Source organism: Bradyrhizobium semiaridum (genome assembly GCF_020329505.1).
GTDB classification, from domain to species: Bacteria; Pseudomonadota; Alphaproteobacteria; order Rhizobiales; family Xanthobacteraceae; genus Bradyrhizobium; species Bradyrhizobium semiaridum.
The window spans coordinates 42,931-57,356 of sequence record NZ_JAGKJJ010000015.1 but is presented as its reverse complement, the minus strand read 5'-3'; the positions used below and the strand labels follow the sequence as shown (position 1 = coordinate 57,356).

At 65.1% G+C, this 14,426-nt stretch carries 14 protein-coding genes; 11 read left to right on the top strand and 3 right to left on the bottom strand.

Going from position 1 to position 14,426, the window contains the following annotated elements:
• Positions 1-2 precede the first annotated feature (2 nt).
• Positions 3-1,679 (bottom strand): GspE/PulE family protein, encoded by a 1,677-nt coding sequence (locus J6500_RS18410; RefSeq protein ID WP_225714106.1) that lies wholly within the window; start codon positions 1,677-1,679, stop codon positions 3-5.
• Between the two features lie 330 nt (positions 1,680-2,009).
• Here J6500_RS18410 and gspD point away from each other — a divergent pair, with 330 nt between their 5' ends.
• Positions 2,010-4,373, top strand: coding sequence for a type II secretion system secretin GspD (gene gspD, locus J6500_RS18405; protein ID WP_225714105.1), 2,364 nt, complete (start codon positions 2,010-2,012; stop codon positions 4,371-4,373).
• Positions 4,374-4,383: 10 nt separating this feature from the next.
• On the opposite strand, the gene J6500_RS18400 is transcribed toward gspD, so the two are convergent.
• Positions 4,384-4,863 (bottom strand): LysR substrate-binding domain-containing protein, encoded by a 480-nt coding sequence (locus J6500_RS18400; RefSeq protein WP_225714104.1) that lies wholly within the window; start codon positions 4,861-4,863, stop codon positions 4,384-4,386.
• A complete protein-coding gene (locus J6500_RS18395) occupies positions 4,841-5,122 on the bottom strand; it encodes a LysR family transcriptional regulator (protein ID WP_225714103.1) in 282 nt (93 codons plus the stop codon). The genes J6500_RS18400 and J6500_RS18395 overlap by 23 nt, the downstream gene beginning before the upstream one ends.
• A 102-nt stretch (positions 5,123-5,224) precedes the next feature.
• On the opposite strand from J6500_RS18395, the gene J6500_RS18390 reads away from it, so the two are divergent.
• From J6500_RS18390 to J6500_RS18345, 10 genes are all read left to right on the top strand, one after another.
• Complete coding sequence (locus J6500_RS18390; RefSeq protein ID WP_225714102.1) at positions 5,225-5,998, top strand: ABC transporter ATP-binding protein; 774 nt, start codon at positions 5,225-5,227, stop codon at positions 5,996-5,998.
• Positions 5,995-6,717: an ABC transporter ATP-binding protein gene (locus tag J6500_RS18385; protein WP_225714101.1), complete on the top strand. Its 723-nt coding sequence runs from the start codon at positions 5,995-5,997 to the stop codon at positions 6,715-6,717. The genes J6500_RS18390 and J6500_RS18385 overlap by 4 nt, the downstream gene beginning before the upstream one ends.
• Position 6,718: 1 nt before the next feature.
• Positions 6,719-7,633, top strand: a complete 915-nt coding sequence (locus tag J6500_RS18380) for a branched-chain amino acid ABC transporter permease (RefSeq protein ID WP_225714100.1) — start codon at positions 6,719-6,721, stop codon at positions 7,631-7,633.
• A 3-nt stretch (positions 7,634-7,636) separates the two neighbouring features.
• Positions 7,637-8,710, top strand: a complete 1,074-nt coding sequence (locus J6500_RS18375; RefSeq protein WP_225714099.1) for a branched-chain amino acid ABC transporter permease — start codon at positions 7,637-7,639, stop codon at positions 8,708-8,710.
• 29 nt (positions 8,711-8,739) lie between these two features.
• Positions 8,740-9,927 (top strand): ABC transporter substrate-binding protein, encoded by a 1,188-nt coding sequence (locus J6500_RS18370; protein WP_225714098.1) that lies wholly within the window; start codon positions 8,740-8,742, stop codon positions 9,925-9,927.
• An 83-nt stretch (positions 9,928-10,010) separates the two neighbouring features.
• Positions 10,011-10,739, top strand: a complete 729-nt coding sequence (pxpA, locus tag J6500_RS18365) for a 5-oxoprolinase subunit PxpA (protein ID WP_225714097.1) — start codon at positions 10,011-10,013, stop codon at positions 10,737-10,739.
• A gap of 43 nt (positions 10,740-10,782) precedes the next feature.
• Complete coding sequence (locus J6500_RS18360) at positions 10,783-11,025, top strand: acetyl-CoA carboxylase (RefSeq protein ID WP_225714096.1); 243 nt, start codon at positions 10,783-10,785, stop codon at positions 11,023-11,025.
• Between the two features lie 16 nt (positions 11,026-11,041).
• Complete coding sequence (locus J6500_RS18355; protein WP_225714095.1) at positions 11,042-12,442, top strand: acetyl-CoA carboxylase biotin carboxylase subunit; 1,401 nt, start codon at positions 11,042-11,044, stop codon at positions 12,440-12,442.
• Between the two features lie 43 nt (positions 12,443-12,485).
• Positions 12,486-13,361 carry a 5-oxoprolinase subunit B family protein gene (locus tag J6500_RS18350; RefSeq protein WP_225714094.1) on the top strand — a complete coding sequence of 292 codons (876 nt, stop codon included), beginning with the start codon at positions 12,486-12,488 and terminating at the stop codon, positions 13,359-13,361.
• A complete protein-coding gene (locus tag J6500_RS18345; RefSeq protein WP_225714093.1) occupies positions 13,351-14,328 on the top strand; it encodes a 5-oxoprolinase subunit C family protein in 978 nt (325 codons plus the stop codon). The genes J6500_RS18350 and J6500_RS18345 overlap by 11 nt, the downstream gene beginning before the upstream one ends.
• Positions 14,329-14,426 lie beyond the last annotated feature (98 nt).

The following is a 14,426-nucleotide window of genomic DNA, read 5'->3' as shown; positions in this document are numbered from 1 at the left end:
CGTCACCGCACGGTCGTGACGCGGAGGATTTCGGCGGGCGACGTCAACCCGGCGCGGCATTTGGCAATGCCGTCGGCAAGCATCGTAGTCATGCCGCCGCGGATCGCCATGGCGTCGATCTTCAGGCCGTCGGTACGCTCTCCGATCAACTCGCGCAGTTCGTCGGACAGTTCGAGCAATTCGAACACGCCGAGGCGGCCGCGATAACCGGTTCCGCCGCAGCGCTCGCAGCCGCACGGCTGGTGCACGATCTCGTCGGCGCGGAAGCCGAGCGCGCCGAGCCTCGGATCCTCGGTGAAATCGGCCGCCGCCAGCGGCCGCGCTGTCTTGCAGCGCTCGCAGAGCTGACGGACGAGACGCTGCGCAATCACGCCACGCAGCACCGAGCGCAGCAGATAGCCTTCGACGCCGAGGTCGAGCATCCGCGGCACCGCGGCCGCCGCGGTTTCGGTGTGCAGCGTCGTCAGCACAAGATGGCCGGTCAGCGCCGCGTGCACGGCGACATGTGCGGTCTCGGTATCGCGGATTTCGCCGACCATGATCACATCAGGGTCCTGGCGGACGAAGGAGCGCAGCGCGGTGGCGAAGGTCAGGCCGATCGCCGGTTTGACCTGGGACTGGTTGACGCCCGGGATCTCATATTCGACCGGGTCCTCGATGGTCAGGATCTTGCGGGTCGGTTCGTTGAGGATCGAGAGGATGGTCGCGAGCGTCGTGGTCTTTCCGCTGCCGGTCGGCCCGGTGATGACGATCATGCCATGCGGCAGCTTGAGCAGCCGCCTCAGCTTGGTCTCGTCGGGCGGCGAGAATCCCAGCTTGTCGACGACCAGCAACCCGCGATCCTTGGGCAGGATACGGATGACGGCGGACTCGCCGTGCTGGGTCGGCATGATCGCGACGCGGATGTCGATGTCGGCGCGTCCCGCGCGCAGCCGCGCCGCGCCGTCCTGCGGCAAGCGGCGTTCGGCGATGTTGAGATTGGCGATGATCTTGATGCGGGAGACCACGGCCTGGGGCAGCACGCCTGACAGTGCCGAGACTGGCCGCAGCAAGCCGTCGATCCGCAGGCGAACCATCAGCCCGGCGAGAAACGGCTCGATATGGATGTCGCTGGCGCGCAGCTCGACAGCTTTTTCCAGCAGGTCGTTGACGGCGCGGACCACCGGCGCGCCGCTGGCAAGATCGCGCAGGCTTTCGATGTCGTCTTCGCGCGGCAATGCCGCCGACGGCTCGGCCGGCTGGGCCTCCTCTGCGCTGAAGCTCTGGTTCAAAGCGACCGCAACGTCTTCCGACGACGCAACTTTCACGACAATGTCGGTGCCGAGCACGATCTGCGCCGCGCGCTGCGTCGCCTGATCGGTCGGATCGACGATGGCAAGCACCCTGGTTCCATCGCCCGTGCTGCACGGAAAGACCATGGTCTCGCGCAGGAAGCGGGGCGAGAACGATGCGACCAGCGGCTCCGCCGCCATCATCTCCTGCAACGCGATCCGGCCAAGGGTGAAGAAGCGCGCGGCCTCGTCGGCGAATTCGGTCGGCGAGAGGCTTGTGACCTCCCACAATTTCAACTGCCGATAGTCGGCACCCCGCCCGGTCCGGTCGGGCCCCCCCTCGATCGGCGCGAGATGCTTGTTCTGACGGAGGTAGTCCACGAACTGCACGGACAGATCGTTGGCCATTCTTGTTGTCCCGTCGCACGATTTCGGATGCGCTCGCGCCGCGATGTCGGACCCCTTCGGCATGCGCTCAGCCCACCGGTTATCGATCCGAAGTATGACAGCTGTGCGAAGTCACGATTCCCGTCCTGTTCAAGAAACTTTGAGACGGCATCATGCGTGTCCCGGACAACACACCGCTCGCTTTGATCCGATGCGATGCTCATGGTCCTGAACGACAATCATGTAACCAATTTATTTCTGTCATGTTCGATCGCTAAGAGTCCGCCCCGGGGCAGGGGCCGATCTCGTCAGACAAACTCAGAAACATAGCCAGTCAGAGCGAAGGGCTTCATGCAACGCGTAGGCAAGGTGGGCCGCCCCACGATCCGTGGCGGCCTCGGGGCCGCCTTTGTCCTGGCATCGCTGGGATTACTGGCGTCCTGCAACTCCGCAACAGTCGGCGATGCGGGCGTCGACAGCGCGCAGATCGACGTCACCGACAAGGTCCGCTCGCTGGACCTGTCGGCGCGGCAGCCGCAAACCGTGAACGGGATGGCGGCAACAGGCGGTTCGGCCGGCAGCGTTCGTGCGGCGATGTATGAAGGGTCTGAGGTGACGGCCGTCTCGGACGCACGGCCCCAGCCGACCGCCAACGGCAACGGCTTTGACCTCAATTTCGAAAACACACCGGTTGCTACCGTCGCCAAGGTCGTGCTCGGCGACATCCTGCATGTCGGCTACACGATCGACCCGCGCGTGCAGGGCACGGTCAGCCTGGTCTCCGTCCGTCCAGTACCGAAATCCGATATGGTGTTCGTGCTCGAAAATGCGCTGCGCCTCAGCGGCGTCGTGCTGCTGCACGATACGACCGGTTATCGGCTCACGCCCCTTGGCGACGCCGTCGGCGGCGGCCAGGTCGATGCCGCCGCGGCCAATCCCGAACCCGGCTTCGGCGTCTCGGTCGTTCCACTGCAATATGTATCGGCGCAGACCCTGCTCAAGCTGACGGACAGCTTTGCCACGCGAGCCGGCGCCGTCCGCGCCGACACCACGCGAAATCTCCTGCTGATCCAGGGCACCGGCGCCGAGCGCCGCGCCGCGGTCGACACCGTGCTCAGCTTCGATGTCGACTGGATGCGCGGCCAGTCGGTCGGGATCTTTCCGATCTCGAGCGGCTCGCCCGCGCCCGTCATTGCCGAGCTCGAGAAGATCGTCGATTCCGGCGAGAATGGCCTCAGCCAGAACCTGATCAAGTTCGTGCCGATCTCCCGCCTCAACGCCGTGATGGTGGTGACCAAGAAGCCGGAGATGCTGCGCACCGCCGCGACCTGGATCAAGCGGCTCGATCGCAACGACACCGCGCGCACCACGGTCCACGTCTATCGTGTCAAATACGGCGACGCGCGCCAGATCGCCAAGGTGCTGACCGACATGTTCCTCGGCGGGTCCTCCTCCAGCCTGCTCGACAGCGCCGACAGCCAGCTCGCGCCGGGCTCGGGGACCACCACGAGCTCGAGTGCCGACCGGCTGTCGCTCAACGGCAACTCCAGTTCGGGCGCCAATGGCGGCTTCGCGTCCCGCGGCAGCAGTCTGGGGAGCGGCGCGACGCCTGGCATCGCGGCGGGTGCCGGTGCGCAAGCAGGCAATGGCATTCAGAACCAGAACAAGGACGCCGCGATCGACAGCGGACGCGGCGCCAGCTCGGGCAACGGCCAGCCCATGATGCAGGATGTCAGGATCACGCCCGATGCCGTCAACAACAAGCTGCTGATCTATGCCGATCAGGCCAACTACCGCATCATCGAGGCGACGCTGTTGCAGATCGACGAGCCGCAGCTCCAGGTCGCGATCGACGCCACGATCGCCGAGGTGACGCTGAACAACACCCTCTCCTACGGCGTGCAGACCTACCTGACCAGCCGGAATCTCGGCCTGAAGCCGAATACCGGCTCGATCCTCAACACCCAGGCCACCACGGCCCCAACCACCACGACGGACGCGACGACGGGCGCCACCACCGTCGCCGGCTCGCTCACCAATGCCTTCATCAACCAGGCCTTCCCCGGCTTCAATTTCCTGATCGGAAGTTCTACGCAGCCGAGCATGATCCTGGATGCACTGCACGCCGTCACCAGCGTCAAGGTGCTCTCCAACCCGTCGCTCGTCGTGATCAACAACCAGGTGGCGACCTTGCAGGTCGGCGATGTCGTCCCGGTGTCGACCGGCAGCGCCACGGTGCTGACCACGAGCAACACCGTGGTCAACACCATCGACTATCGCAACACCGGCATCATCCTGCGGGTCTCGCCGCGCGTCAGCGTCAACGGCACGGTGCGGCTCGATATCGAGCAGGAGATCAGCAACGTGCCCGCGACCAGCGCCAACAGCCTGACGCCGACGGTGTCGGAGCGGCGGGTCAAGAGCCAGATCGCCGTGGCCAACGGCCAGACCGTGCTGCTGGCGGGCCTGATCAGCGAGCAGCAGAGCGGCTCGCGCAACGCGATCCCTGTGCTGGACCAGATACCGGGGCTCGGCGATGCGTTTGGGCACCAGAGCAACGCGACCCAGCGCACCGAGCTGATCATCTTCATCCGCCCGCAGATCATCCGCGACGGTTCCGATGCGCGCAACGTAGCCGAGGAGCTCCGCTCGCGGCTGCGCGGCGGCATCGCGACCTCGACGACCAATGCGGCCGTGACCACCAGCGTGCACTGAGCGCCCGGGGTCAGTCGAACTGAACCGGCTCCGATCCGGGATAGGAGTGCGCGACGAACTCGCAGAACGCGCGCGCCGCCGGAGACAGCCTGGCCTTGTCCTTCCAGGCAAGGCCGACATCCATGGTGTGGACATCGTCATCGAGCGTCTTGAGATCGATGCGATGCCCCTCCAGCGACCAGGGGCGATAGACCATGTCCGACAGGACGGTGATGCCCATGCCGGTCGCGACCATGCTGCGAACCGCCTCGACCGACAGCGTGCGGAAGATGACGTTGGGAACGCGCGCCGTCGGCTGCCAGTAACGCATGGCAGAGCGTTCGGCCTCGTCGACGGTCAGCATCAGGTAGGGCTCGCTGGCGAGGTCGGCCAGCTTGACGCTGTCCTTGCGCAGCAGCGGATGATTGACGCAGGTCCACAAACGGCGCGGCGAGCGCAGCAGCAGTCGCGAGCGAATGGAGTGCCGGTCATGCAGGTTCGCGATCAGCATGATCGCCGCATCGACGCATCGCATCCGACACGCTGGCCTCGACGGCGCGGGCGCGCTGCAAGAACTCCTGCCCGTCAAACGTCAGCGTGACGCCGTTCGAGTGACGATCGAACAGCTTGCGGCCGAGTTCGGCCTCGAGCGCCTTGATCGACGCCGTCACCGCCGACTGCGTCACGCTGAGCGCAGCCGCGGCGGCCGATACGCGTCCGGTCTCGGCGGTCGCGATGAAATGCCGAACCTGACGGAACGTCAAAGACATCAAAATTTCCGATATCAGTGAACGATTTTTCGAATTTTACAATCGCCCGGTGGATCGGAAAAATCAATCCATCGCTCCATGCGTGAGAAGGCGTTGAGAATCATGTCCGATAGCCTGGAATTGGTCGCTCGTGACGTCAGCGTCCGGTTCGAAGGCCTGAAGGCATTGTCGAATGTCAGGCTGGCCGTGCCGCGAGGGCGCATCACCGGGCTGATCGGCCCCAATGGCGCCGGCAAGACCACCCTTATTAATGTGCTGACGGGCTTTCAGCCGGTCGGCACCGGCACGGTCGAACTGGAAGGCGAACCGCTCAGCGGCATTGCAGCGCACAAATTGCGGCGCAAAGGTCTGGCGCGCACGTTCCAGTCGGGCCGGCTTTTCCGCGATCTGCCGGTGATGGACAATCTGGAGGTGACCGGCGTCGGCCTCGGGCTGAGCCGTTCCGTCGCGATCGCCGAAGCCGAGCGGGTCATGGCCTGGCTCGGCATTTCGCACCTCGCCGGCGTCATCGCGGGCGCCCTGCCCTATACCGACGAGCGCCGCGTCGCCATCGGCCGCGCCATCATGTGCACGCCGCGCTATCTGCTGCTCGACGAGCCCGCGGCCGGAATGTCGGAGCATGAGAGCCACGAGCTCGCGGCCATCATCCGGCGGATCGCCGGCGAGTTGAATGTCGGCGTGCTGCTGATCGAGCACAATATCGGCCTCGTGCTCGAACTCTGCGAACGCATCTTCGTGCTCGATTCCGGCGAGATCATCGAGGTCGGCCCGCCCGCACAGATCCGTGACAGCGATGCAGTGCGGCACGCTTATATGGGCACGCAGCGCGACGAATTGATTCCGGCGATTGCAGCCCCCGAGGCGGTCGCATCATGACGCTGCTCGCCGTCGACGACATCACGGTCAGCTACGGGCGCCTCACGGCGCTGCGCGGCGTCACGTTGAAGATCGACGAGGGCGAAATCCTGTTCGTCACCGGCCCGAACGGCGCCGGCAAGTCGACGCTGCTCAATGCCATCGCGGGCGTCGTTCCGCCGGGGTCCGGCTCCATCACGATCGACGGCATGGATGTGACAGGCGTCTCGCCCGAGAATATCGCGCGGCGCGGTTTCTCGCTGGTGCCCGAGGGGCGAAACGTGTTCGGCGCGCTGACGATCGAGGAGAATCTGAAGGTCGGCACCGGCATGCGGGCCGACAGGAGGAAGATCGCCGGCGATCTGGAGCAGGTCTACGCGGAATTCCCGATGCTGGCCGAGCGCCGCCACAGCCCGGCAGGGATGCTGTCCGGCGGCCAGCAGCAGATGCTGGTCATTGGCCGCGCGCTGATGGCCGCGCCGCGCGTCATGGCCATCGACGAGCCGTCCCTCGGACTTGCGCCGAAAATCATCGACCAGGTCTACGAAATCCTGGCGCGGCTGCGGGCGCAGCGCAGGCTCACGCTCCTGATCGTCGAGCAGAGTTCGACCCGCGCCATGATGACAGGCGGGCGGATGGTGCTGATACGCGGTGGACGCATCGTGCTGGAGGGGCCCGCGGCCGACATGGTCAGGGACGATCGCCTGAAGCAGGCCTATTTCGGGTTCGGAGATCACTGAGATGCGGGAGCTGCTGCAGATCATCTTCGACGCGCTCAGCCTCGGCAGCCTCTACGCGCTGGGCGCGCTCGGCATCGCCCTGATCTTCGGCGTCATGCGACTGGTCAACTTCGCCCACGGCGATTTCATCGCCTTCTGCGTCTTCGCCATGCTGTGGCCGTCGATCAATGCCGCGGCGATTGTGTTCGCCGGCCAGCTGCCGTTCTACCTGCTGATTCCGCTACTGCTCGTGATCGGAGCCGGATTGTCCATCCTGTCGGAGATCGTCGTTTTCCGCCGCTTCCGCAATGCCAATCCGGCGACGATGATGATCGCGTCCTTCGCGCTCGGCTTCGTCATCCGCCACCTCCTGCTGATGCTCTATTCCAGCCGGCCGAAATCGATCACGCTGTGGCCGAGCCTCGGCCTGCCGGTCGAATTTTTCGGCGCCCACATCCCGATGCTCCAGGTCGTGACCATCATCATCACGCTGGCCGTACTGGCCGTGCTGGTGCTGTTCCTCAAGCGCACGCGCTATGGGCTGGAAATGCGCGCGGCGGCCGAGAATTTCACGATGGCCCGGATGCTCGGGGTCCGCGCCAACGGCGTGATCCTGCTGGCCTTCGCCATCAGCGGCATGCTGGCTGCGGCGATCGGCCTGATCCTCGCAACCAATTCCGGCACCGCCGATATCGGCATGGGCGCCAACGTGATGCTGATCGCGTTCATCGCGACCGTGATCGGCGGCCTCGGCAGCATTCCGGGCGCCGTTGCCGCCGGCTTCCTGATCGGCGCAGCCAGCGTCGTGTTCCAGGCGACCTTGCCGCATGACGCCCGGGTGTTCCGCGACGCCTTCGTCTATGGCGCTGTCATCGTTGTCCTTCTGGTGCGGCCGCAGGGCCTGTTCGCACCGAAATCCGCCAAACAGAGGGTCTGATCGATGTCGCAGCGGCCGTCCGTGTTCCGGCAAACGATCATCACGCCGATCGTGCTGATCGTGGCGCTGCTCATCATGGCCGGCCTCAGCTATCAGTTCGGCAGCCGGGCATTCAACCGCACCGCAGTCGAGATGTTCATCAACATCATGGTGGTGGTCGGCCTCTACGTCTTCGTCGGCAATTCGGGCCTGCTGTCGTTCGGCCATATCAGCTTCATGTGCCTCGGCGCCTACATGACCGCCTGGCTCACCATTCCGCCGGTGATGAAGTCGATCACGCTCAAGGGGCTGCCGGCCTGGCTGCTGCACACCCAATTGCCGATGTGGGTGGCGACTCCGATCTCCGGCCTGTTCGCAGCGCTGTTCGCGCTGCTGATCGGACGCGTCATCATGCGCCTGTCGGGCATCGCCGCCTCGATCGCGACCTTCGGCCTGCTCGGTGTCGTCAACAACGTCTATTCGAACTGGGATTCGGTGACCGGCGGACAGGGCTCGATCGTCGGCATTCCGCCCACCATGACGGTGTGGATCGGATGGATCGGCGCCGCCGTCGCCATCGCCATCGCCTATCTCTATTCGATCTCGCGTTCGGGGCTCGCGCTGCGCGCCACGCGCGACGAATCCGTCGCGGCAAGCGCCTCCGGCATCGACATCGTGCGCGAGCGGCTGATTGCCTTCGTGGTCAGCGCCTTCATCATCGGGCTCGCCGGCGCGCTCTATGCGCACTTTCTCAGCATCGTCAATCCCGGCGCCTTCTATCTGCGCACCACCTTCGTCACGCTGTCGATGCTGGTGGTCGGCGGCATGTACAGCCTCAGCGGCGCCGTCTCGGGCGTGGTCGCGATGTCGGTGCTGATCGAGCTGTTCCGTAATCTCGAGAAAGGCGTCAGCCTGGGCGGCCACACCGTGGCTTTGCCGAACGGCGCCCAGGAGATCGCGATCGGCATCATCACCATCGTGATCCTGATCTACCTACCGACCGGACTGACCCGCAACCAGGAATTCGCCTGGCGTGGATGGCTATTGCGGCAGCGTCTGGCGCAACCCGTTCAGACGGCGCTGAAGGAATCGAACTGACGTTGTTTGCAGAATTGGAGGAGTGGACCATGCGTTTTACGACAATACTCAGCGTTCTGGCCGGAGCGTCCACGCTCTGGTTCACGCCGGCCCAGGCGGCGAACGAGATCGTCGTCGGTTTTGCGACCGCTGCATCCGGCTTCATGCAGGCCTATGACAAGCCGGCGCAGGATGCGGCCCTGATCCGGATCGAGGAGATCAACAAGGCCGGCGGCCTGCTCGGCAAGAAGATCAAGCCCGTCTTCGCCGATACCAAGACCGACCAGGCCGAAGGCGCCAAGGCCGGTCTCGCCGTGCTCGACCAGGGCGCCGACCTCGTCATCGTCTCCTGCGACTACGATTTCGGCGCACCGGCGGCGCTGCAGGCGCAGGCGGCCGGCAAGGTCTCCTTCTTTCTCTGCGCCGAGTCGATCAAGGCCGGCATCCCCGGCGTCGGCCCGTTCTCGTTCTCGGCCTCGGTGCTGGCGCCGGTGCAGGGCGCGACGATGTCGGAATGGGCCTACACCAGGAAGAACGCACGCAGCTTCTACCGCCTGCTCGACAGCTGGACCGTCTACAACAAGGGCATCTGCGACGGCTTCGACTGGATGATGCCGCGCCTGAAGGACGCCAAGCTGGTCGGCAGCGACACCTTCAAGAACGACGACGCTTCGATCGCCTCGCAGATCACCCGCATCAAGAGCCTCCCGTCAGAACCCGACGCCATCATGCTCTGCACGATGATGCCGGGCGCCGTCTCCGCCATCAAGCAGATCCGCGCCGCCGGCATCAAGTCGATGATCCTGAACGGTTCGGGCGTCGACGGCAGCTATTGGCTGAACGCCGTGCCGGACCTTTCGAACTTCTATGTCCCGGTGCAGGGCTCGGTTTACGGCGACGATCCGAACCCCAAGGTCAATGAGTTCAACAAGAAGTACAAGGACGTCACCGGCGGCGATCCGTCGAGCCAATACGTCTATCCAGGCTATGTCCTGATCGACGTCTGGGCCAAGGCGGTCGAGCGCGCCAAGTCGACGGATGCAGCGCCCGTCGTGGCCGAGCTCGAGAAGATGAACAACGAGCCCACGCTGTTCGGGCCGCGCACCTTCACCAAGGACATCCACCACCAGAACCAGGGCCGTTACCTGATCGTCGACACCGAGGCCGGCAAGCCGAAGGTGATCGACCAGTGGACGATCTCGGAGAAGATCCCGCTCGACTATCTGGTGTCCAAGTAAGTCGGCAACGCCGCCTGGGACGCGCGTCCCGGGCGGCCGTGCCTCGGATCGTATGAAGCAGCCTGCTGGAAGGAAATCGAGAGATGGTCGTGATCAACTGCGACATGGGCGAGGCCTACGGCCTCTACAAGATGGGCGACGACAGGGCACTGATGCCTCATATCGACGTCGCCAACGTTGCTTGCGGCTTTCATGCCTCCGACTTCAATCATATGCGCAAGACCGTGCAGCTCGCCAGGGAGTTCGGCGTCAAGGTCGGCGCGCATCCCTCTCTGCCGGACTTGCAGGGATTTGGCCGCAGGGAGATGAAGATCAGCCGCGAGGAGCTCGGCAACTGTCTGCTGTATCAGATCGGCGCACTCAAGGCGTTCCTCGATGCCGAGGGCATGCCGCTCAATCACATCAAGCCGCACGGCGCGCTCTACGGCATGGCGTCGCGCAGCGAGGAAATTGCCGAGGCCATCGCCGATGCCGCCGACGTCTACAAGGTGCCGCTGCTCGGCATGAAGGGAACGCTGCATCAGAAGGTCTATGAGCAGCGCGGCCACACCTTCGTTGCCGAATACTATGCCGACCTCGACTACAATGGCGACGGCAGCCTAATCATCACGCGCGAGCATGAGGCCAAGGATCCCGCCGACGCGGCAAGCCGATGCGCCAGGGCCATCAGTGAAGGCAAGACGCGCTCGGTGGCCGGAAACGACATCATGGTCGGCGCCGATTCAATCTGCATCCACTCCGACACACCCAACGCCGTCGCGATCGCGGAAGCGGTTCGCGAGGCGGTTCGCCCCTATCTCGCCGCGCGCTGAACCGCAGCGCGCCAACAAGCAAGCAATCAGCTACGAGGAAACCATGGCAACACAGCAGATCTTCTCGCCGCTTCCGGGCATCTTCTACCGCAAGCCCGCGCCCGACAAACCGGTCTACAAGAACGACGGCGATGCGGTCGCGGACACCGATACGATCGGGCTGATCGAGGTGATGAAATCGTTCAACGAGGTGAAGGCCGGCGCGGCGGGCAGGATCGTCCGCTTCCTGGCCGAGAACGAGGAAGCCGTGATGGCCGGCCAGCCGATCGCCGAAATCGACGTTTGAGGCGATCCGGTCATCCATGACGATCAAGAAGCTCCTCATAGCCAATCGCGGCGAGATCGCGGTGCGCATCAATCGCGCAGCGCGCGAGCTCGGCATTGCGACGGTTCAGGTCTACAGCAAAGCCGACAAGGATTCGCTCGCGGTCAGGCTGGCCGACGAGGCCGTCGACATCGGTCCGCCGCAGGCGTCGAAATCCTACCTCAACCAGGCTGCCATCCTCGCCGCCGCGCAGAGCAGCGGCGCTGACGCCATCCATCCCGGCTACGGCTTCCTCGCCGAGAACGCCGAGTTCGCCGCCGCGGTCGAAGCGGCCGGGCTGATCTTCGTCGGCCCGACCGCGCAATCGATCCGGCTGATGGGCGACAAAGTCGCGGCCCGCAAGGCCGCCGCGTCCGCCGGCGTGCCGACCGTGCCCGGCAGCGAAGGACGGCTCGAGTCCGCGGACGCTGCGTTCGCGCTGGTCGAGCGGACCGGCTTTCCGGTCATGATCAAGGCCGCGGCCGGCGGCGGCGGACGGGGCATCCGCATCGCCCGGTCGGCCGAGGAATTCCATCATTTGATGCCGCAGGCGCAGGCCGAGGCGCTCGCAGCCTTTGGCGACGGCGGGCTCTATGTCGAAAAGCTCGTCGAAGGCGCGCGGCACATCGAGGTGCAGGTCCTCGGCGACGGACGCGACGTCATCCACTGCTTCGAGCGCGAATGCTCATTGCAGCGCCGCCGCCAGAAGGTCTGGGAAGAGGCACCCTCGCCCTCGCTGACGCAGGCGGTGCGTGAGAAGCTCTGCGCATCGGCCGTCGCGCTCGCCAGAGCCGTCAACTACCGCGGCGCCGGGACGCTCGAATATCTCTATGACGAGCGGACCGGCGAGTTCTATTTCCTCGAGATGAACACCCGCATCCAGGTCGAGCACCCCGTCACGGAAATGATCACCGGCATCGACCTCGTGCGCGAGATGATCAGGATCGCCGGCGGCGAGCCGCTGCGCATCCGCCAGGACGAGGTGCGCGTCAGCGGCCATTCGATCGAGGTCCGCATCAATGCCGAGGATCCCGCCCGGAACTTCCTGCCCAACCCCGGCACGGTGAGCGCGCTCAGCCTGCCCGGCGGCGACGGCGTGCGCTTCGACAGCATGCTCTATCAGGGCTATACGGTGCCGCCGTTCTACGACAGCCTGCTCGGCAAGCTGATCGTGCACGACAGGGACCGGCCAAGCGCGATCGGCAAGCTCGAGCGCGCACTCGCCGGGCTCGGCGTCGAGGGAATTTCCACGACAAAGCCCCTGCACCAGGCGCTTGCGCGCGACGCCGACGTGCAGGCCGGGCGCTTTCACACCGCCTGGCTCGAGCCGTGGCTCGAGGCCCATGCCGCATCCCTCGCCATGACCTCACCGCCGCCCTCCGCGAAGGTGACGCCGTGATCGCAAGAGAATCCGCCCCGTCAGCAACAGGAGGCTGCTAGCCATGCAAACCCGATTTTCCTTCGGCGGCGATGAGCACATCTTCGCCGAGGTCGGCGAAGCGATGTCGCTCGAGGCCTTCTTCAAGAGCCTCTTCATCACCAATGCGGTGCGCGACGCCAAGATCAAGGGCGTGACCGAGATCTGTCCGGCCAACGCGTCCTATCAGGTCAAGTTCGATCCCGACCAGATCAAGCCCGATGATCTGCTCACCGAGCTGAAGCGGCTGGATTCCGCATCCGAGAAATCGGAGCCGGTGATCAAAACGCGAATCATCGAGATCCCGGTGCTCTATAACGATCCCTGGACGCACGAGACCTTGATGCGTTTCCGCGAGCGCCATCAGAACCCTGACGGCACCGACCTCGAATACGCCGCCCGCATCAACGGCCTCGACAGCGTCGATGCCTTCATCAAGGCGCATTCCAGCGCGCCGTGGTTCGTCTCGATGGTCGGCTTCGTCGCCGGCCTGCCGTTCCTCTATCAGATGGTCGAGCGCAAGCGGCAGCTCCAGGCCCCGAAATATCTCCGCCCGCGCACGGACACGCCGAAGCTCACGGTCGGACACGGCGGCTGCTTCAGCTGCATCTATTCTGTGCGTGGCGCCGGCGGTTACCAGATGTTCGGCATCACGCCGATGCCGATCTACGATCCCAACCAGAAGATCAGCTATCTGCGCGACTTCATGTGCCTGTTCAGGCCTGGCGACATCGTGAAGTGGAAGCCGATCGACCGTGCCGCCTACGACGCCGCGGTCGCCGACGTCGATGCCGGGCGTTTCGCGCCCACGATCCGCGACGTCTCGTTCTCGCTGACCGAGTTCAACCGCGACATTGATGGCTACAATAGCAAGCTCGATGGAGTTCTCCATGGCCGTTAAGGTTTTGAAGCCGGGTCTTGCGACCACCGTGCAGGACCTCGGACGTCCCGGCTATTATCACATCGGCATCCCGCTCTCCGGCGGCATGGACCGTCACGCGCTTGTCGCCGCCAATCTGCTGGTCGGCAATCCCGAAGGCGCTGCGGTGCTCGAGGCGGTGTTCATGGGACCGGAGCTCGAATTCACCGAGGACGCCACGGTCGCGATCACCGGAGCCGAGCTGCCGCCGAAGCTCGACGGCGAGCCGCGCGAAAGCTGGACCAGCTTCAAGGTGAAGCGCGGCCAGATCCTCTCCTTCGACTTCCTCAAGCAGGGCGCACGCGGCTACATCGCCGTCGCCGGCGGCATCGACGTGCCGGTCGTACTCGGCTCGCGCTCGACCTACGCGCTCGGGGCGCTCGGCGGCTTCAAGGGCCGCAAGCTCGAGGCCGGCGACGAACTGCCGATCGGCGACGCCGCCGCTGCGGGCAGGGACGGCCGCACGCTTGCCAAGGATCTGCGCGGGCAACCGGCGGGAATGCCGACCGAGTTGCGGGCGATGCCCGGGCTCTACTGGCACCGCATCACCGAAGCGGCCGGCGACGGCTTCTTCTCCGACACTTGGAAGGTCGCGCCGGAAGCCGACCGGATCGGCTATCGCTTCAAGGGCGGCAAGCCGCTCGAATTCGTGCCGCGCGAACCGCCGTTCGGCGCCGGTTCCGATCCATCCAACATCACCGATGCCTGCTATCCCTACGGCTCGATCCAGGTTCCCGGCGGCACCGAGCCGATCGTGCTGCATCGCGACGCAGTCTCCGGCGGCGGCTATTTCATGGTCGGCACCGTCATTGCCGCGGACATGGACCTCATCGGCCAGCTGCAACCCAACACGCCGGTGAAGTTCGTCAAGGTCGACATGGATCAGGCGCTCGCCGCACGCAGGAACCGGGCTGAACTGCTCGGCAAGGTTCGCAGCGCCTTGGCCTAACCGCCGAGGTCTGCCCAACTGCAAATGATCGCGGCCAACAATGGCCGGCGGCGATCGCGCGTGTTTGCGCTCTAAACTTGTGGCTGTCGGTTGGCAGC

Bases quoted from the DNA above. Each gene is read 5' to 3' on its own strand.
- J6500_RS18410 (WP_225714106.1), bottom strand. From the start codon at position 1,679: ATGGCCAACGATCTGTCCGTGCAGTTCGTGGACTACCTCCGTCAGAAC.
- gspD (WP_225714105.1), top strand. From the start codon at position 2,010: ATGCAACGCGTAGGCAAGGTGGGCCGCCCCACGATCCGTGGCGGCCTC.
- J6500_RS18400 (WP_225714104.1), bottom strand. From the start codon at position 4,863: ATGCTGATCGCGAACCTGCATGACCGGCACTCCATTCGCTCGCGACTG.
- J6500_RS18395 (WP_225714103.1), bottom strand. From the start codon at position 5,122: ATGTCTTTGACGTTCCGTCAGGTTCGGCATTTCATCGCGACCGCCGAG.
- J6500_RS18390 (WP_225714102.1), top strand. From the start codon at position 5,225: ATGTCCGATAGCCTGGAATTGGTCGCTCGTGACGTCAGCGTCCGGTTC.
- J6500_RS18385 (WP_225714101.1), top strand. From the start codon at position 5,995: ATGACGCTGCTCGCCGTCGACGACATCACGGTCAGCTACGGGCGCCTC.
- J6500_RS18380 (WP_225714100.1), top strand. From the start codon at position 6,719: ATGCGGGAGCTGCTGCAGATCATCTTCGACGCGCTCAGCCTCGGCAGC.
- J6500_RS18375 (WP_225714099.1), top strand. From the start codon at position 7,637: ATGTCGCAGCGGCCGTCCGTGTTCCGGCAAACGATCATCACGCCGATC.
- J6500_RS18370 (WP_225714098.1), top strand. From the start codon at position 8,740: ATGCGTTTTACGACAATACTCAGCGTTCTGGCCGGAGCGTCCACGCTC.
- pxpA (WP_225714097.1), top strand. From the start codon at position 10,011: ATGGTCGTGATCAACTGCGACATGGGCGAGGCCTACGGCCTCTACAAG.
- J6500_RS18360 (WP_225714096.1), top strand. From the start codon at position 10,783: ATGGCAACACAGCAGATCTTCTCGCCGCTTCCGGGCATCTTCTACCGC.
- J6500_RS18355 (WP_225714095.1), top strand. From the start codon at position 11,042: ATGACGATCAAGAAGCTCCTCATAGCCAATCGCGGCGAGATCGCGGTG.
- J6500_RS18350 (WP_225714094.1), top strand. From the start codon at position 12,486: ATGCAAACCCGATTTTCCTTCGGCGGCGATGAGCACATCTTCGCCGAG.
- J6500_RS18345 (WP_225714093.1), top strand. From the start codon at position 13,351: ATGGCCGTTAAGGTTTTGAAGCCGGGTCTTGCGACCACCGTGCAGGAC.